This is a genomic window from Streptomyces sp. NPDC041784 (genome assembly GCF_055591025.1).
In genome coordinates this window covers 235,878-253,740 of the sequence record NZ_JBVJAB010000015.1, presented here as the reverse complement: position 1 = coordinate 253,740, position 17,863 = coordinate 235,878, and the positions used below count along the sequence as shown (strand labels likewise).

Genomic DNA, 17,863 nt, shown 5'->3' with positions numbered 1-17,863 from the left:
GCTCAAACGGGCCGAGCATCGCAGCCGGACACCACCCGCACCGGACACCGTCAGTATCACTCGACAAGACAGAACTTAAGTCACCAGCATTGGTCTTAGGACGGTCGTAAGGACCTTACGACCGTCCTGGGGCCCCTCAGGCGCGTCTAAGGCCCCGTACGCCGCCGAAGATGCGGAACTCTCCCGATGTGGCGGACCCCCCTGGCGGACGACAGTGGAGGCATCGCAGCGAGCGATGCCGGAACCACCGACCTTCAGGGGACAACCACCATGTACGAGTACGAGATTCACCAGGCCCGTTCCGCCGAACTGCTGCGCCGGGCCGAGCACGAGCGGCTGGCCCGGGAAGCCGTCCGCGGCCGCCGCGCCGCCCGCCGTGAGGCCGCCGCGCGCGCCGCCCGCGGAGAGAGCACCACGAACGCCGAGAGCGAACCCCATACCCGTCGCCCACGGCGGCTCCGGTTCCCCCGGACCGCGTGAACACCGGGCTCCGGGAGGGCGGCCGCACGGGGGTCGGCCGCCCTCCCGCAGCGATATCCGCTGGGCCGCCGACGGCCACCCGTGCGATGCTCGCACCCGTGGAGACCAGGTCCGTCAGCCCCGTCTTCGTCGGCCGCGGGGACGAGTTGGACATCCTGAACGACGCGCTCTCCCGCGCCACCGCGGGAGAGCCACAGGCGCTGCTCATCGGCGGTGAGGCCGGGGTCGGCAAGACCCGGCTCGTCGAGGAGTTCGCCGAAGGCGCCGCCGGCCGGGGCGCGGTCGTCGCGCTCGGCGGCTGTGTCGAGATCGGCGCCGACGGACTGCCCTTCGCCCCGTTCTCCACCGCCCTGCGCACCCTGCGCCGCGCCCTGCCCGACGAACTGGCCGCCGCCGCGGCCGGGCAGGAGGAGGAACTCGCCCGCTTGCTGCCCGAGATGGGCGAGCCCGGGACGGGCCGCCACGACGAGGAGGGCATGGCCCGCCTCTTCGAACTCACCGCCCGCCTCCTGGAACGCGTCGCCGCCGAACGCACCGTCGTCCTCGCCCTGGAGGACCTGCACTGGGCCGACGCCTCCACCCGCCACCTCCTCTCCTACCTGCTGCGCACCCTGCGCACCGGCCGGCTCGTCGTCCTCGCCACCTACCGCGCCGACGACATCCACCGCCGCCACCCGCTGCGCCCCCTGCTCGCCGAACTCGACCGGCTGCGCACCGTACGGCGCCTCGAACTCGCCCGCCTCACCCGCGAGGAGGTCGGCCGCCAGATCGCCGGCATCCTCGCCCACGAACCCGACCCCGCCCAGGTCGACGAGATCTTCCGGCGCTCCGACGGCAACGCCTTCTTCGTGGAGGAACTCGCCGTCGCCGCCCACGAGGGCTGTCGCACCGGCCTCACCGACTCCCTGCGCGATCTGCTGCTGGTGCGGGTGGAGGCGCTGCCCGAGGGCGCGCAGCAGATGGCCCGGATCGTCGCCGAGGGCGGATCCACCGTCGAGTACCGGCTGCTGGCCGCCGTCGCCCGGCTCGCCGAGGACGACCTGATCGAGGCGCTGCGGGCCGCCGTGAACGCCAACCTCCTGCTCCCCACGCCCGAGGGCGACGGCTACCGCTTCCGCCACTCGCTGGTCCGCGAGGCCGTGAGCGACGACCTGCTGCCCGGCGAACGCTCCCGCCTCAACCGCCGCTACGCCGAGGCCCTGGAGGCCGGCCCGACGCTCGTCCCCGCCGACGAACGCGTGATGCGGCTGGCCGGCTACTGGTACCACGCCCATGACCCGGCCAAGGCGCTGCCTGCCGCCCTCGACGCCTCCGTGGCGGCTCGCTCCCGCCGCGCGTACAGCGAGCAACTGCGCTTCCTGGAGCGGGCGATGGAGCTGTGGGAGGCCGCTCCCGAGGACGTGCGCTCCCGGCTGCGCCCCGTCGACTACACCGAGGCGTACCCTCCCAGCGGCCGCGATCCCGGCACCACCCCGCTGCGCTACCTCGACCTCATGGCCGAGGCGGCCGTCGCGGGCCGGTTCTGCGGGGAACGCGAAGGCGCCCTGAAGATCACCAAGCGGGCGCTGCGGCTGCTGGAGGACGAGGGCGACCCGGTGCGCTCCGCCTGGTTCTGGGTGCAGCGCTCCCGTCTCGTGCGCGCCCTGGGCCGCGGGGGCGGGCGCGAGGAACTGGCCCGGGCGCAGGAGCTGGTCCGCGGGCTGCCGCCCAGCGAGGTGCATGCCGAGGTCCTCACCCACGCCGCGAACTGGTCCATGGTCCACGCCCCGGGCCCCCACGCCTTCGAGGTCGCCGAGCGCGCGGTCGAGTACGCCCGTATGGTCGGCGCCCGCGAGACCGAACTCAACGCCCGCCAGATCCTCGGGGTCCTCATGGTCGACTCCGGCGACATCGAGGCCGGGCTGGGGGAGCTGTACGAGGTGAAGGACCGGGCGCTGGCCGAGGACATGCCCTTCGTCGCGGTGAACACCTATGTGAACCTTCCCTCCGAACTGGAGGCGGTCGGCCGCTCGCGGGAGGCGGTGCCGATTCTCGAGGAGGGCGTCGCCTTCGCCCGGCGTCACGGACTGCCCGACAGCGAGGCGTGGATGTGGGGCAACCTCGCCGAGTCCCTGTTCTCCGTGGGCCGTTGGGGCGAGGCGGACCGGGCCTTCGTGGACCCCGGGCGGGTCGGGCTCGGCGTCGGCGCCATGGGCGTGCACGCCACCCTGCGCACGGAACTCGCCGTCGCCCGCGGCGACCTCGCCGAGGCCCGCACCCAACTGGCCGCCGCCCAGGACTACTTCGGTTCCCACGATCACACCGCGCAGCACCACCTGCCGCTCGCCCGCCACGCCATCGCCCTCGCGGTGGCCGAGGGCCGCCTCGACGACGCGGCCGCCCAGCTCGAACGCACCCTGGACGCGGGCTTCCAGCCCGGCGCCCAGCGCTACGCCTGGCCGTTCCTGCTCACCGCGACGACCGCCGCGACCGCCGTGGCCGCCGCGACCGGCGCAACCGCTGCTACCGGCGAGGACCTCGTGGCGCGCGTCCGCGTGGCGGGCCGGAAACTCCCCACCGTCGCCCCGGTCTGGCAGGCCCACGCGCTCTGGCTCCGCGCCGAACTGCTGCGCGCCGAGGGCCGCACCGATCCGCAGGAGTGGTCCGAGGCGGTCGCCGCCTTCGAGCGCCTGGAACGCCCCTACGACCTGGCCCGCACCCGCCACCGGTTGGCCGAGGCCCTGCTCACCGGCGGCGGGGACGACGAACGCGACCGCGCCGCCGAACTGCTGCGTCTCGTCCACGCCGTCGCCGCCCATCTCGGCGCCCGGCCCCTCACCGACGCGGTCGCCCTCCTGGCCCGGCGCGCCCGGCTGGCCCTCGCCCCCGCCGAACGGCAGCCGTCCGCCGACCCCGTCGAGGCGCTCGGCCTCACCACCCGGGAACGCGACGTCCTGCGCCTGGTCGCCGCCGGCCGCACAAACCGCCAGATCGCCGAGCGGCTCTTCATCTCCCCCAAGACGGCCAGCGTCCATGTCTCCAACATCCTGGCCAAGCTGGGGGTGTCGGGCCGCGGCGAGGCGGCCGCGGTGGCCCACCGGCTGGGGCTGTTCCCGCCGGAGGCACAGGCGCAGGAGCGGGCGCTCACCTGAGGTGGGTTCGCCCGAGGCGGGGGGTGGCGCTCGCTCAGCTCACCTCCAGCTCCAGGATCCGGTCGTCGCCCTCCTTCGGGGCGCCGCGGCCGTCCGTGTTGCTGGTGGTGACCCAGAGTTTGTCGCCGCCCACCGCGACCACCGTGCGCAGCCGGCCGTACTTCTCGTCCAGGAAGGACTGCGGGTCCGCCGAGGCCTCGGTGCCCTTGAGGGGGATGCGCCACAGGCGCTGGCCCCGCAGACCCGCCATCCATATCGAGCCCGCGGCGTAGGCGATGCCGCTGGGGGAGGCCTCGTCGGTGTGCCACTGGGCGAGCGGGTTCTTGTACGCCGTGTCGTCGGACTCGCCCTCGGCCTCCGGCCAACCGTAGTTCGCGCCGGGCTCGATCGCGTTCAGCTCGTCCCAGGTGTCCTGGCCGAACTCCGCCGCGAACAGCCGCTGCTCGGCGTCCCAGGCCAGACCCTGCACATTGCGGTGGCCGTACGAGTACACCGGGGAGTCGGGGAACGGGTTGCCCGGGGCCGGTTCGCCCTCGGGGGTCAGCCGCAGGATCTTGCCGCCGAGGGACTCCTTGTCCTGGGACAGGCCGCCGTCACCGCTCTCGCCCGTGCCGGCGTACAGCATGCCGTCGGGGCCGAAGGCGATCCGGCCGCCGTTGTGGATCATGCCCTTCGGGATGCCCTTGAAGACCGTGTCCGGAGCGCCCAGCTGGTCGCCGGGGGAGCGCTTCGGGTCGTAGATCATGCGCACGACGCGGTTGTCCGAGGCCGAGGTGAAGTACGCGTAGACCATGTGGTCCGCGGCGTAGTCGGGGGAGACGGCGAGGCCGAGCAGGCCCCCCTCGCCGGCCGCCGAGACGCCGGGCACCTCGCCCAGCTCCGTCGTGCGGCCCGAGTCCTCGTCGACCAGCGTGATCGTGCCCTCGTCGCGGGAGGCGACCAGCAGGCCGCCCTCGGGGAGCGGGACCACGCCCCACGGGCTGTCCAGACCCTCGGCGACCGTACGCACCACCCTGACCGTGCCCTTCGCGGGCGGAGTCTTCTCCGCGGACGGTGAGGACGAGCCCCGCGCGGCCGTACCGCCCGGTGAGACGCTCGTGCCCCCCGACGACCCTCCCTCGTCCGAGGAGCAGCCCGCGGTGAACAGCAGGGCACTCGCGGCCAGCGCGGCCGGTACAGCACGTCGTCGCACGATTCCCGCTCCCTTCGACACGGCGATTCCCGAAGCGGCTTCCCCCTTGTCCTACGCCGTAGCCGCCCCACAGGTTCCCGATCGGCCCCGACCCGACCCGAAAGCGGGATTCAGTCCCACGATCCCCGCGCGTGCGGCAGGTCCGCCACCTCGGCGAGGTCCTGCGGAGTCAGCCGCACCCCGGCCGCCCCCGCGTTCTCCGCCACCCACCGCTCCCGCTTGGCGCCGGGCACCGGGACCACGTGCCGCCCCTGCGCCAGCACCCAGGCCAGCGCCACCTGCGCGGCCGTCACACCGTCCCCGTGCCGGGCGGCCACCCGGCGCAGGCCGGCCACGATCGGCTGGTTCGCGGCCATCATCTCCGCGGTGAACCGAGGGTGCCGGGCGCGCATGTCGTCCGGTTCGAAGCCCTCCCCGGGGGTCAGGGTGCCGGTGAGGAAGCCGTTGCCGAGCGGCATCGCCGCCAGGAATCCGACGTCCCGAGCAGCGCACCACGGCAGCAGGGCGTCCAGCGCCTCCGGCGACCACACCGACAGCTCCGCCTCCACCGCGCTCACCGGGAACACCTGCTGCACCCGCCGCAACTGCCGGATCGTCGCGTCGTACAGCCGCCCGCCGGAGCGCCGGCCGCCGCGCGCGCCCACCGCGCACAGCCCCAGGGCCCGCACCTTGCCCGCCCGGACGAGATCCGCCATTGCGCCCCAGGTCTCCTCGACCGGGACCTCGGGGTCGGCGCGGTGCAGCTGATAGAGGTCGATGACATCCGTCTGGAGCCGGCGCAGCGAGGCGTCGCAGGCACGTTTCACGTAGCCGGGGCGGCCGTTGGCCACGATGTGCTGCTCGCCCACGAGCAGGCCGACCTTCGTCGACACGAACGCTTCCGCGCGCCGCTCCTTCAACACCCGCCCCACCAGCAGTTCGTTGGTGAACGGGCCGTACATGTCGGCCGTGTCCAGGAGGGTCGAGCCCAGGTCCAGCGCCCGGTGCACCGCCCTGAGCGACTCGTCACCCCGCTGCCGGGACCCGCTGTAGCCCCAGCTCATCGGCATGCACCCGAGTCCGACGGCCCCCGTCGCAAGCGCCCCCGCGCCGATCGTCCTGCGCTCCACCTGCTCGTGACCCTCCCTCTCCCGACCCCCCAACCTAACCTCTGCGCTCACCCGTGCCTGACATAGCCTCCTGACATGAGCATCGACGCACCCCGTGACGTATGGCTGCCCATCCCGCCCGACGAGATCGACGGGCTTCCGGAGGGGCTCGAGTACCTGTTCTGGGACGGGGGCGAGGGGGGCGAACAGGCGTACCCCGGGGACCCGGCCCGGTGCGTCGTCTACGTGGTGCCCTACATGAAACGGCAGCAGGTGAAGGTGGGCCCGCTGCGGGAGATGCGGAACCTGCGGGTCGTGCAGACCCTCACCGCCGGCGTCGACGACATCACCGCGCGGCTGGCGGACCTCGTGCCCGGCGTCCGGCTGTGCAACGCGCGCGGGGTGCACGAGGCGAGCACCGCCGAGCTGGCCCTCGCCCTGACCCTGGCCGCGCTGCGGGGCATCCCCGGGTTCGTGCGCGCGCAGGACCGGGAGCAGTGGCAGAGCGCCTTCCACCCGGCGCTCGCCGACAAGAACGTCCTGATCATCGGCTACGGGGCCATCGGCGAGGCTATCGAGGACCGGCTCGTACCGTTCGAGGTGGCGCGGGTGGCGCGCGTCGCGCGCTCCCAGCGCACGACGGCGCGCGGTCCAGTGCATCCCTTCACCGAACTGCCCTCCCTGCTCCCCGAGGCGGACGTCGTCGTCCTCTCCACCCCCCTCACCGAGACCACCCGCGGCCTGGTCGACGACGCCTTCCTGGCCCGGATGAAGGACGGCGCCCTGCTGGTCAACGTGGCCCGCGGCCAGGTCGTCGACACCAAGGCCCTGCTCGCCGAGCTGGAGACCGGCCGGCTCACCGCCGCCCTGGACGTCACCGACCCCGAACCGCTGCCCCCGGGCCATCCGCTGTGGCACGCGCCCGGCGTGCTGATCAGCCCGCACGTCGGCGGCCCCACGTCCGCCTTCCTGCCCCGCGCCAAGCGCCTGCTGGTGGATCAGCTCGGCCGCTACGTGAACCAGGAGCCCCTGCGCCACGTGATCCTTACGACGGGCGTGGCAGGCGCGTAGTCCGCTTCCGGCACCCTCCGCAGTTCCGCGGATGCGGTCCGTACCTCCATGTCGATGATCGTCACGGAGAGTAGAGAACCTATGTCCCTGAGTGACGAGACTGGTGTATCGTCCCGACTGGGGCTGCGCCGCGACCTTTCGGCGCCTGGGACGGATATTTCAGACTTGCGAGGGGGGCGACGGGCGATGCACGGCCTTTGGACGAACGATCCGACGCGGCGAAGCCGCCGGCGGCGGCCCTGGCGCACAGCCACGCGCACACGCGGCCACGACACCCACCACTGCCCGCACCCGCGCGGGCCCGGCAACGGCCCCCGACGGCAGGCGCACCCAGCGCACCGGGACCCGAGGGGCCCGGGGGCGGCGCGGACCGGGAGGATCCGGTGAGTTCGCCGACGACCTCCACCTCCGTCCTCGACGGAGTCGACGGAGCGCCGCGGACACCGGCCGCGGTGAAGACAGCGCCGACCGGGCCGCCGTCCCCCGGCGCCCGGCCGGGCCTGGTCCACCAACTGGTGCTGGTCCTGCTGTGCGCGGGATACGGCCTCGGTGCCGCGCTCGGCTGGGGCTCCGACCAACTCGCCCTGATCATGGGCGACTTCGGCCTGACCGCCGCCGCGGCCACCGCCGCCGTGTCCTGCTTCCTCTACGCGCGCACGGGCCGTGTCCGCTTTCGACCCGCCTGGCTGCTGTTCTCGCTCTCCTCGACGATGGCCGCCCTGGGCAACCTGGTCTGGGGGTGGTACGAGGTCGTCCTGAACCGCCCCGTGCCCAGCCCCAGCTACGCCGACCTGTTCTTCCTGTGCTTCGCGCCCCCCGCGATCGTCGGGCTGCTGGTCCTGGCCGCCCGGCCGGTCACGAAGGCGGGCTGGGTGTGCCTGGTGCTCGACGCCTGGCTGATCGCCGGCTCGCTGCTCACCCTCTCCTGGAGCCTCGCCCTCGCGCAGGCCGCGAAGTTCGACGGGCCGAGCGTCGCGCACGCCGCGCTGTCGCTGGCGTACCCGCTGCTCGACATCGCCCTGGTGAGCATGGTGCTGGTGCTGCACTTCCGGCGCTCCGCGGTGAACCGCACCGCGGTCAACACGGCAGTCGGCGCGCTCGCCCTGACCGTGATGTGCGACGCCCTGTTCACCTCGCCCCTGATGCACCACAGCTACCGCTCGGGCCAGCTCCTCGACGCGGGCTGGTTCGCGGGCTCCCTGCTCCTGGCGTACGCGCCCTGGGCCGCCTCCCGGCGGGACTGCAAGGCCGGGGACGAGGGGCACACGCGCGTGGTGCACGAGCACGTGCCGGGGGCCCGCCGCGGCACCCACCAGCACCACCACGCCCCCGCGCAGGGGGGTGATCACGGCCGGTATCCGGCCACGCGGCCCATCACCGGCTCGCTGGCCGCCCTCACGCCGTACCTCGCCGCCGCCGTCTGCACCCTGGGGATCCTCTACAACGTCCTCAACGGCCGCAGCGTCGACCGTGTGGTGCTGCTGACCGGCGGCGCGGTCGTGCTCGCCCTCGTGGCGCGCCAGGGCATCATGCTGCTCGACAACATCACCCTCACCCAGGAACTGGCCCAGAAGGAGAACCACTTCCGCTCCCTGGTGCAGGGCTCCAGCGACGTGATCATGATCGCCGCGCCCAGCGGCATCCTGCGCTATGTCTCCCCGGCCGCCGCCGGCGTCTACGGACGGCCCGCCGAGGCGCTGGTGGGCACCGAACTGGCCGATCTCATCCACCCGGAGGACCTGGGCTGTGTGGTGCACGAGGTGCGCCGCTTCCTCGCCGCCAGCCCCCAGGACGAACCCACCACCCGGATCGAGTGCCGGTTCCGCTCCGGCGGTGGGGGAGGCTGGCTCAATGTCGAGTCCACCGTCAACCGCCACCACGGCGGCCTGATCTTCAACAGCCGGGACGTGACCGAACGGGTGCGCCTCCAGGCGCAGCTCCAGCACAACGCCGAGCACGACCCGCTCACCGACCTGCCCAACCGCGCCCTGTTCACCCGGCGCGTCCAGCAGGCCCTGTCCGGCCGGCGCAGCTCCGACCGGGGCGCCGCCCTGCGCAACACCGCCGTCCTCTTCATCGACCTCGACGGCTTCAAGGCGGTCAACGACACCATCGGGCACCAGGCCGGGGACGAACTGCTCGTCCAGGCCGCCCGCCGGCTCCAGGACGCGGTCCGCAAGGGCGACACCGCGTCCCGGCTGGGCGGCGACGAGTTCGCGGCCCTGATCGTCGGGGACACCACCCGTGACCGTGCCGCCCGCGAGCGGCACATCCTGGAGCTCGCCGACCGCCTAAGGATCACCCTCTCGCAGGCCTACGTGATCGATGGCAACGACGTCAGGGTCGCCGCGTCCATCGGCGTCGCCTTCGCCGAACCGGGCCTCGGCGCCGGTGAGCTGCTGCGCAACGCCGACCTCGCGATGTACCGCGCCAAGGCGAGCGGCAAGGGCCGGGTCGAGCTGTACAAGCCGCAGATGCAGCAGGACGTCGTACGCAAGGCGGAGCTGGCCACGCGGCTGCGGGCCGCACTGCACGACGGTGAGTTCGCGCTGCTGCACCAGCCCGTGGTGCGGCTGGAGGACGGCCGGATCTCGTCGGTCGCCGCGCATGCGCGGTGGCGCTCCTCGCAGGGGGTGCTGTTCACGCCCGCCGAGTTCCTGCGGGTCGCGGAGGACAGCGACAGGACGGCCGAGCTGAGCCGCTGGGTGCTCGAGGAGGCGGTCGCGCAGGCCGCCGACCGGGCGGCGAGCGGCCTGACCGTACCGGTCGCCGTGCGGATGAGCGCCCGGCGGTTCGTGGACCGGTCGATGCCGCCCGGCGCGGTGGAGGCGCTGCTGACCCGGCACGGCCTGCCCTCCGGGGCGCTGATGATCGAGCTGGCCGACCTCGACCCCAAGGTGTCGCTGGACGACCTGGAGCGCCGTCTGGGCGCCCTGCGCCGGCACGGCGTCCGCATCGCCCTCGACGGCTTCGGCAGCGGCTACGGCGCGTTCACGGCGCTGCGGAGGCTCCCCATCGACGTCCTCCGGCTCGACCGGGGGCTGGTCGAGGGGGTCGTCGAGTCCGCCCGACTGCACAAGATCACCAGCGGGCTGCTGAGGATCGCCTGCGACCTCGGGCTCCAGTCCGTGGCGGACGGCGTGGACCTGCCCGAACAGGTCGTCGCCCTGCGCGCGATGGGGTGCACGCACGGCCAGGGCATGGCGTTCTCCGGGCCGCTCGACGAGTACCGGCTGCGCCGGGCGCTCGCCACCGGCCGCTGTCCGGTACCGCACGGGCCCGCGGAACCTGCGTTCGCGGGCGGAGGTTCGGGGGTGTACACCAGTGGGGTGACCGCCGTCCTGGGGAGCGGAAGTGCCCTACGCTCACATAATGAGACTCCTGTCCCACCCACTTGACAGTCGGTGCGCGCCAGGGGGAGGGTCAATGCCATGCGCACCCGAATTCTCGTACTTGGAAAGCGCGTCGGCTGACGCTGGTGACCTCCGGAGGACTCCGGAACTCACGGCGACCCACACCCGGCGCGCTCCCCTCGCTTGCCTTACGGCACGAGGGGTTTTTTGTTGCACAAAACCCGTAGTCAGACCCGCAGTAGAACCCTCAGCATCGAGAAGAGAATGCCGATGACCGAGCAGGCCACCGGGGCTCATCCGCAGCCGCGGCCCCGATCCGGAGGACACTCCGCCCCCGTCGAGCACGTGACGGGCGCGCAGTCCCTCATCCGCTCTCTCGAGGAGGTCGGCGCCGACACGGTATTCGGCATTCCCGGCGGTGCGATCCTTCCCGCCTACGACCCGCTGATGGACTCCACCCGGGTCCGCCACGTGCTGGTCCGCCACGAGCAGGGCGCGGGCCACGCGGCCACCGGTTACGCGCAGGCCACCGGCCGGGTCGGCGTCTGCATGGCCACCTCGGGACCGGGCGCGACCAACCTGGTCACCCCGATCGCCGACGCGCACATGGACTCGGTGCCGCTCGTGGCGATCACCGGGCAGGTCGCGTCCAAGGCCATCGGCACCGACGCCTTCCAGGAGGCGGACATCGTCGGCATCACCATGCCGATCACCAAGCACAACTTCCTGGTCACCAAGGCCGAGGACATCCCGCGAGTCATCGCGCAGGCGTTCCACATCGCCTCCACCGGCCGCCCGGGCCCGGTCCTGGTCGACATCGCCAAGGACGCACTCCAGGCGAGGACCACCTTCTCCTGGCCGCCGGTCATGGACCTGCCCGGCTACCGCCCGGTGACCAAGCCGCACGCCAAGCAGATCCGCGAGGCGGCCAAGCTGATCACGGCCGCCAAGCGCCCGATCCTGTACGTCGGCGGCGGTGTCCTCAAGGCCGGCGCCACCGCCGAGCTGAAGGTCCTCGCCGAGCTGACCGGCGCGCCCGTCACCACCACGCTGATGGCGCTGGGCGCGTTCCCCGACAGCCACCCGCTGCACCTGGGCATGCCGGGCATGCACGGCTCGGTGGCCGCCGTCACCGGTCTGCAGAAGGCCGACCTGATCGTCGCCCTCGGCGCCCGCTTCGACGACCGCGTCACCGGCAAGCTGGACAGCTTCGCGCCGTACGCCAAGATCGTCCACGCGGACATCGACCCGGCGGAGATCGGCAAGAACCGCGCCGCCGACGTGCCGATCGTGGGTGACGCCCGCGAGGTCATCGCGGATCTGGTCCAGGCGGTCCAGAAGGAGCACAGCGAGGGCCAGCAGGGCGACTACAGCGCCTGGTGGAAGGACCTCAGCCGCTGGCGCGACTCCTACCCGCTGGGCTACGACCAGCCCGCCGACGGCTCGCTCGCTCCGCAGCAGGTCATCGAGCGCATCGGCCGCCTCGCCCCCGAGGGCACGATCTTCGCGGCGGGCGTCGGCCAGCACCAGATGTGGGCCGCCCACTTCATCCAGTACGAGAAGCCCGCCACCTGGCTGAACTCCGGCGGCGCGGGCACGATGGGCTACGCGGTCCCGGCCGCGATGGGCGCCAAGGCCGGCGCGCCGGACAAGGCCGTCTGGGCGATCGACGGCGACGGCTGCTTCCAGATGACCAACCAGGAACTGACCACCTGCGCCCTGAACAACATCCCGATCAAGGTCGCCATCATCAACAACGGCGCCCTCGGGATGGTCCGCCAGTGGCAGACCCTGTTCTACAACCAGCGCTACTCCAACACCGTGCTGCACAGCGGCCCGAACGACGTCAACCCGGACGCCCGCGGCACCCGCGTCCCCGACTTCGTGAAGCTGTCGGAGGCCATGGGCTGCTACGCCATCCGCTGCGAGTCCCCGGACGACCTCGACAAGGTCATCGAGGAGGCGAACTCGATCAACGACCGCCCGGTCGTCGTGGACTTCATCGTCCACGAGGACGCGATGGTGTGGCCGATGGTCGCCGCCGGCACCTCCAACGACGAGATCATGGCCGCCCGGGACGTCCGCCCCGACTTCGGCGACAACGAAGACGACTGAGCGAGAGAGACGAACGAGAAATGTCCAAGCACACGCTCTCCGTCCTGGTGGAGAACAAGCCGGGCATCCTGGCCCGGATCGCCGCCCTCTTCTCCCGCCGCGGCTTCAACATCGACTCGCTCGCCGTCGGCGTCACCGAGCACGCCGACATCTCCCGCATCACGATCGTGGTGAGCGTCGACGCCCTGCCGCTGGAGCAGGTCACCAAGCAGCTCAACAAGCTCGTCGAGGTGCTGAAGATCGTCGAGCTGGAGCCGGCCCAGGCCGTCCACCGCGAACTCGTTCTGGTGAAGGTGCGCGCCGACAACGAGACGCGCTCCCAGATCGTCGAGATCGTCCAGCTGTTCCGCGCCAAGACCGTGGACGTCTCCCCGGAGGCCGTGACCATCGAGGCCACCGGCAGCAGCGACAAGCTGTCCGCCATGCTCAAGATGCTGGAACCGTACGGCATCAAGGAACTGGTCCAGTCCGGCACGATCGCGATCGGACGCGGCGCCCGTTCGATCACGGACCGGTCGCTGCGCGCTCTGGACCGATCGGCATAAGGATGGGTACGGGCGGTCGCCGATCACCGGCCGCCCGTGTCACCGCCCGTATACCGAGACCCTGAAACTTCCCTTCCGCCCGCCGTCATACGGTGGGACGCAACACCTGCACTCAAGGAGAGAACCCAAAGTGGCCGAGCTGTTCTACGACGCCGACGCCGACCTGTCCATCATCCAGGGCCGCAAGGTCGCGGTCATCGGTTACGGCAGCCAGGGCCACGCCCACGCGCTGTCGCTCCGTGACTCGGGTGTCGACGTCCGCGTCGGTCTGCACGAGGGCTCCAAGTCCAAGGCGAAGGCCGAGGAGCAGGGCCTGCGCGTGGTGACGCCCGCCGAGGCCGCCGCCGAGGCCGACGTCATCATGATCCTGATCCCGGACCCGATCCAGGCCCAGGTCTACGAGGAGTCCATCGCCCCGAACCTGAACGACGGCGACGCGCTGTTCTTCGCGCACGGCTTCAACGTCCGCTTCGGCTTCATCAAGGCCCCGGCCGGTGTCGACGTCGCCCTGGTCGCCCCGAAGGGTCCGGGCCACCTGGTCCGCCGCCAGTACGAGGAGGGCCGCGGCGTCCCCGCGATCGCCGCCGTCGAGCAGGACGCCACCGGAGGCGCCTTCGCGCTGGCCCTGTCGTACGCCAAGGCCATCGGTGGTACCCGCGCCGGTGTCATCAAGACGACCTTCACCGAGGAGACCGAGACCGACCTGTTCGGTGAGCAGGCCGTCCTCTGCGGTGGCACGGCCGCGCTGGTCAAGGCGGGCTTCGAGACCCTGGTCGAGGCCGGCTACCAGCCGGAGATCGCCTACTTCGAGTGCCTGCACGAGCTGAAGCTGATCGTCGACCTCATGTACGAGGGCGGCCTGGAGAAGATGCGCTGGTCCGTCTCCGAGACCGCCGAGTGGGGCGACTACGTCACCGGCCCGCGCATCATCACCGACGCCACCAAGGCCGAGATGAAGCAGGTCCTCACCGAGATCCAGGACGGCACCTTCGCCCGCAACTGGATGGACGAGTACCACGGCGGTCTGAAGAAGTACAACGAGTACAAGAACGCCGACTCCGAGCACCTGCTCGAGACCACCGGCAAGCAGCTCCGCAAGCTGATGAGCTGGGTGAACGAGGAGGCCTAAGCCTCAGGCCAGAGGGCCGGAGCCGGTTGCTCCGGCCCTCTTGGCCATCCCGTCCAACCACGGACGGGTGATCCTTCCGCGGAGGCGTGAGGTGACCTCCGCCGCAGCACTACACTGCTGCCTACATACGCGTTCAGGCCCACAGCGTCGTGCGTCTTCCACGCGGCTAGCCCCTCCTCCGCCTGCGGCCGTCGGGACGGCCGTCCGCACGCTTTGGACTTGTGAGGACTCACGTGAGCTCGAAACCTGTCGTACTCATCGCTGAAGAGCTGTCGCCCGCGACCGTGGACGCGCTTGGCCCGGACTTCGAGATCCGGCACTGCAACGGAGCGGACCGAGCCGAACTGCTCCCGGCCATCGCCGATGTCGACGCGATCCTGATCCGCTCGGCGACGAAGGTCGACGCCGAGGCGATCGCCGCCGCGAACAAGCTGAAGGTCGTCGCCCGCGCCGGCGTCGGCCTGGACAACGTCGACGTGTCCGCCGCCACCAAGGCCGGCGTGATGGTCGTCAACGCCCCCACCTCCAACATCGTGACCGCCGCCGAACTGGCCTGCGGTCTGCTGCTCGCCACCGCCCGCCACATCCCGCAGGCCAACGCCGCGCTGAAGAACGGCGAGTGGAAGCGCAGCAAGTACACGGGTGTGGAGCTGGCCGAGAAGACGCTCGGTGTCGTCGGCCTCGGCCGGATCGGCGCGCTCGTCGCCCAGCGCATGTCCGCCTTCGGCATGAAGGTCGTCGCCTACGACCCCTACGTGCAGCCCGCGCGAGCCGCGCAGATGGGCGTGAAGGTCCTCTCGCTGGACGAGCTGCTCGAGGTCTCCGACTTCATCACCGTCCACCTGCCCAAGACCCCGGAGACGGCCGGTCTGATCGGCGACGAGGCGCTGCGCAAGGTCAAGCCGAGCGTGCGGATCGTCAACGCCGCGCGCGGCGGGATCGTCGACGAGGAGGCGCTGTACTCGGCGCTCAAGGAGGGCCGGGTCGCCGGTGCCGGCCTCGACGTGTACGCGAAGGAGCCCTGCACGGACTCCCCGCTGTTCGAGTTCGACCAGGTCGTCTCCACCCCGCACCTCGGCGCCTCCACCGACGAGGCCCAGGAGAAGGCCGGTATCGCCGTCGCCCGCTCGGTGCGCCTGGCCCTCGCCGGTGAGCTGGTGCCCGACGCGGTGAACGTCCAGGGCGGTGTCATCGCCGAGGACGTCAAGCCGGGTCTGCCGCTCGCCGAGCGCCTCGGCCGGATCTTCACCGCGCTCGCCGGCGAGGTCGCGGTTCGCCTCGACGTCGAGGTGTACGGCGAGATCACCCAGCACGACGTGAAGGTGCTGGAGCTGTCGGCCCTCAAGGGTGTCTTCGAGGACGTCGTCGACGAGACGGTGTCCTACGTCAACGCCCCGCTGTTCGCGCAGGAGCGCGGTGTCGAGGTGCGCCTCACCACCAGCTCCGAGTCGGCGGACCACCGTAACGTCGTCACCGTGCGCGGCACGCTCTCCGACGGCGAGGAGGTGGCGGTCTCCGGCACGCTGGCCGGCCCGAAGCACCTCCAGAAGATCGTCGCGGTCGGCGAGTACGACGTCGACCTCGCCCTCGCCGACCACATGGTCGTCCTCAAGTACGAGGACCGTCCCGGTGTCGTCGGCACGGTCGGCCGGATCCTCGGCGAGGCCGGCATCAACATCGCCGGTATGCAGGTCGCGCGGGCGGCTGCGGGCGGCGAGGCGCTGGCGGTCCTCACGGTCGACGACACGGTGATCCCGACCGTGCTGGCCGAGGTCGCCGACGAGATCGGCGCGACGTCGGCGCGTTCGGTGAACCTCGTCTGACGCGTCGCACCTGAGACACACGAACGCCGGACGGGCCGAGGAGGCCTGTCCGGCGTTCTGCCTTTCCGCCACTGCCGGCTACCGGGATTCATTCGCAGTGCCCCGGCGTTCACGCCGGGGGTGAAGCGAATCTGATGGTGGCGACGCGGAGCGTCGCCGTATCTGCTCCGGCGGAGCCGGAGATGGCACATTCGTCACTCATGGCGCGAAGCGTCATGACAGCCCGCCCCGGCGGAGCCGGGGAACGCTCATACCGGCCGGTTCTGCTGTTCGATGTACTGCCTGACCAGGGTGAGCGGGGCGCCGCCGACGGTTCCGGCGAAGTAGGACCCGGACCACAGCTTGTTGGCCCGCCAGTAGTGCCGTACGAGGTCGGGGAACTCCTGGCGCAGGCGGCGGGAGGAGACGCCCTTGAGTGAGTTGACCAGCTTGGTCACGGCGACCTTGGGCGGGAAGTTCACCAGCAGGTGGACGTGGTTGTCCTCGCCGTTGAACTCCACCAGCTCGCACTCGAAGTCCGCGCACACCGACCGCATGATCTCCTCCATCCGCGACAGGTGAACATCGGTGAACACCTTGTGCCGGAACCTGGTCACGAAGACCAAGTGCACATGCATCACGAAAACACAGTGCCGACCAGTTCTGATCTCCTGCATCTCACCCATAACCCAAGTATGTATCGTGATCGTCATGCAGCTCCGGTACGCCTTCAGGCTGTACCCGGACACCGGCCAGCAGAGGGCGTTGGCGAGGGCGTTCGGGTGCGCCCGCGTCGTGTTCAACGACGCGGTCCGCGCCCGCAAGGCCGAGCAGCCGTTCCCCAGGGCCGGGGAGTTGTCCACGCGCCTGATCACCAAGGCCAAGCGGACAGCGGAGCGGTCCTGGCTGGGCGAGGTCTCCGCGGTGGTGCTCCAGCAGTCCCTGCGCGACGCCGAGACCGCTTACCGCAACTTCTTCGCTTCCCTCAAGGGCGCCCGCAAGGGCCCCAGGATCGGTCCGCCCCGCTTCAAGTCCCGCAAGGATGCCCGGCAGTCGATCCGGTTCACCGCCAACGCCCGCTGGCACCTCACCGACAGCGGCCGGCTGAACCTGCCGAAGATCGGTCCGGTGAAGGTGAAGTGGTCCCGTACCCTGCCCACCACCCCCACCTCCGTCACCGTCATCAAGGACGCGGCCGGCAGGTTCTTCGCCTCCTTCGTCATCGACACCGACCCCGCCACCGATGCCGCCCGGATGCCCGACACCGACCAGACGATCGGCATCGACCTGGGCCTGACGCATTTCGCTGTCCTGTCCGACGGCACGAAGATCGACTCCCCGCGGTTCCTGCGCCGCGCGGAGAAGAAGCTGAAGAAGGCCCAGCGCGAGCTGTCCCGCAAACAGAAGGGATCCAAGAACCGGAACAAGGCCCGCCGCAAGGTCGCCCGCGCCCACGCCAAGGTCACCGACGCCCGCCACGAGTTCCACCACCAGCTCTCCACCCAGCTGATCTCCGAGAACCAAGGGATCGCCGTGGAAGACCTGTCCGTGGTGGGACTGGCACGCACCAAGCTTGCCAAGTCCGTGCACGACGCCGGATGGTCATCGTTCATCAACATGCTCCAGTACAAGGCGGAGCGGTATGGCCGCACCCTGGTGAAGATCGGCCGGTTCGAGCCGACCTCCCAGACCTGTTCCACCTGCGGCGTCCAGGACGGACCCAAACCCCTCGACGTCCGGGAGTGGACGTGTGCCGCCTGCGGCACGGTCCACGACCGGGACATCAACGCCGCGATCAACGTGAAGACGGCCGCCGGACTGGCGGTATCGGCCTGCGGAGCGCCGGTAAGACCAGGAGCAATCCCGGCACAGCGCGAAGAAACAGGAAGCCACGGATTCCCGACCGAACCCCGTGCCGCGTAGCGGCACGGGGTTCGGAACGGAAGGCCAGAATCCT

General features: G+C 71.3%; 12 protein-coding genes. 9 read left to right on the top strand and 3 right to left on the bottom strand.

Going from position 1 to position 17,863, the window contains the following annotated elements; genetic code table 11:
* The first annotated feature begins 270 nt into the window (after positions 1–270).
* Positions 271–480, top strand: coding sequence for a hypothetical protein (locus tag ACZ6D7_RS30135; RefSeq protein WP_469497406.1), 210 nt, complete (start codon positions 271–273; stop codon positions 478–480).
* Between the two features lie 86 nt (positions 481–566).
* Positions 567–3,611 carry a helix-turn-helix transcriptional regulator gene (locus ACZ6D7_RS30130; protein ID WP_469497401.1) on the top strand — a complete coding sequence of 1,015 codons (3,045 nt, stop codon included), beginning with the start codon at positions 567–569 and terminating at the stop codon, positions 3,609–3,611.
* Positions 3,612–3,645: 34 nt separating this feature from the next.
* Here ACZ6D7_RS30130 and ACZ6D7_RS30125 read toward each other — a convergent pair whose 3' ends face one another.
* Together ACZ6D7_RS30125 and ACZ6D7_RS30120 are read right to left on the bottom strand one after the other, a co-directional pair.
* Positions 3,646–4,803 (bottom strand): PQQ-dependent sugar dehydrogenase, encoded by a 1,158-nt coding sequence (locus tag ACZ6D7_RS30125; RefSeq protein WP_469497398.1) that lies wholly within the window; start codon positions 4,801–4,803, stop codon positions 3,646–3,648.
* Positions 4,804–4,913: 110 nt separating this feature from the next.
* The gene (locus ACZ6D7_RS30120) at positions 4,914–5,912 is read right to left on the bottom strand and encodes an aldo/keto reductase (RefSeq protein WP_469497395.1); all 999 of its coding nucleotides are present in this window, start codon (positions 5,910–5,912) and stop codon (positions 4,914–4,916) included.
* A 75-nt stretch (positions 5,913–5,987) separates the two neighbouring features.
* Between ACZ6D7_RS30120 and ACZ6D7_RS30115 the strand changes: the two genes are divergently transcribed.
* From ACZ6D7_RS30115 to serA, 6 genes are all read left to right on the top strand, one after another.
* Positions 5,988–6,962: a 2-hydroxyacid dehydrogenase gene (locus ACZ6D7_RS30115; RefSeq protein WP_469497392.1), complete on the top strand. Its 975-nt coding sequence runs from the start codon at positions 5,988–5,990 to the stop codon at positions 6,960–6,962.
* A 383-nt stretch (positions 6,963–7,345) separates the two neighbouring features.
* A complete protein-coding gene (locus ACZ6D7_RS30110) occupies positions 7,346–10,360 on the top strand; it encodes a putative bifunctional diguanylate cyclase/phosphodiesterase (RefSeq protein ID WP_469497388.1) in 3,015 nt (1,004 codons plus the stop codon).
* Between the two features lie 219 nt (positions 10,361–10,579).
* Entirely contained in the window at positions 10,580–12,430 is a 1,851-nt protein-coding gene (locus tag ACZ6D7_RS30105) for an acetolactate synthase large subunit (protein WP_469497385.1), read from the top strand.
* Positions 12,431–12,450: 20 nt separating this feature from the next.
* Positions 12,451–12,975 (top strand): acetolactate synthase small subunit, encoded by a 525-nt coding sequence (gene ilvN, locus ACZ6D7_RS30100; RefSeq protein ID WP_389337124.1) that lies wholly within the window; start codon positions 12,451–12,453, stop codon positions 12,973–12,975.
* 130 nt (positions 12,976–13,105) lie between these two features.
* On the top strand, positions 13,106–14,104 hold the full coding sequence (ilvC, locus tag ACZ6D7_RS30095) for a ketol-acid reductoisomerase (RefSeq protein ID WP_189716904.1): 999 nt from the start codon (positions 13,106–13,108) through the stop codon (positions 14,102–14,104).
* A 233-nt stretch (positions 14,105–14,337) separates the two neighbouring features.
* Positions 14,338–15,927, top strand: coding sequence for a phosphoglycerate dehydrogenase (gene serA / locus ACZ6D7_RS30090; RefSeq protein WP_469497381.1), 1,590 nt, complete (start codon positions 14,338–14,340; stop codon positions 15,925–15,927).
* A gap of 248 nt (positions 15,928–16,175) precedes the next feature.
* Here serA and tnpA read toward each other — a convergent pair whose 3' ends face one another.
* On the bottom strand, positions 16,176–16,592 hold the full coding sequence (tnpA, locus tag ACZ6D7_RS30085) for an IS200/IS605 family transposase (RefSeq protein ID WP_469497378.1): 417 nt from the start codon (positions 16,590–16,592) through the stop codon (positions 16,176–16,178).
* Positions 16,593–16,617: 25 nt separating this feature from the next.
* On the opposite strand from tnpA, the gene ACZ6D7_RS30080 reads away from it, so the two are divergent.
* Positions 16,618–17,829, top strand: coding sequence for an RNA-guided endonuclease InsQ/TnpB family protein (locus ACZ6D7_RS30080; protein ID WP_469497375.1), 1,212 nt, complete (start codon positions 16,618–16,620; stop codon positions 17,827–17,829).
* Positions 17,830–17,863: the final 34 nt, after the last annotated feature.

Bases quoted from the DNA above. Each gene is read 5' to 3' on its own strand.
- ACZ6D7_RS30105 (WP_469497385.1), top strand. From the start codon at position 10,580: ATGCCGATGACCGAGCAGGCCACCGGGGCTCATCCGCAGCCGCGGCCC.
- tnpA (WP_469497378.1), bottom strand. From the start codon at position 16,592: ATGGGTGAGATGCAGGAGATCAGAACTGGTCGGCACTGTGTTTTCGTG.
- ilvN (WP_389337124.1), top strand. From the start codon at position 12,451: ATGTCCAAGCACACGCTCTCCGTCCTGGTGGAGAACAAGCCGGGCATC.
- ACZ6D7_RS30135 (WP_469497406.1), top strand. From the start codon at position 271: ATGTACGAGTACGAGATTCACCAGGCCCGTTCCGCCGAACTGCTGCGC.
- ACZ6D7_RS30080 (WP_469497375.1), top strand. From the start codon at position 16,618: ATGCAGCTCCGGTACGCCTTCAGGCTGTACCCGGACACCGGCCAGCAG.
- ACZ6D7_RS30130 (WP_469497401.1), top strand. From the start codon at position 567: ATGCTCGCACCCGTGGAGACCAGGTCCGTCAGCCCCGTCTTCGTCGGC.
- ACZ6D7_RS30115 (WP_469497392.1), top strand. From the start codon at position 5,988: ATGAGCATCGACGCACCCCGTGACGTATGGCTGCCCATCCCGCCCGAC.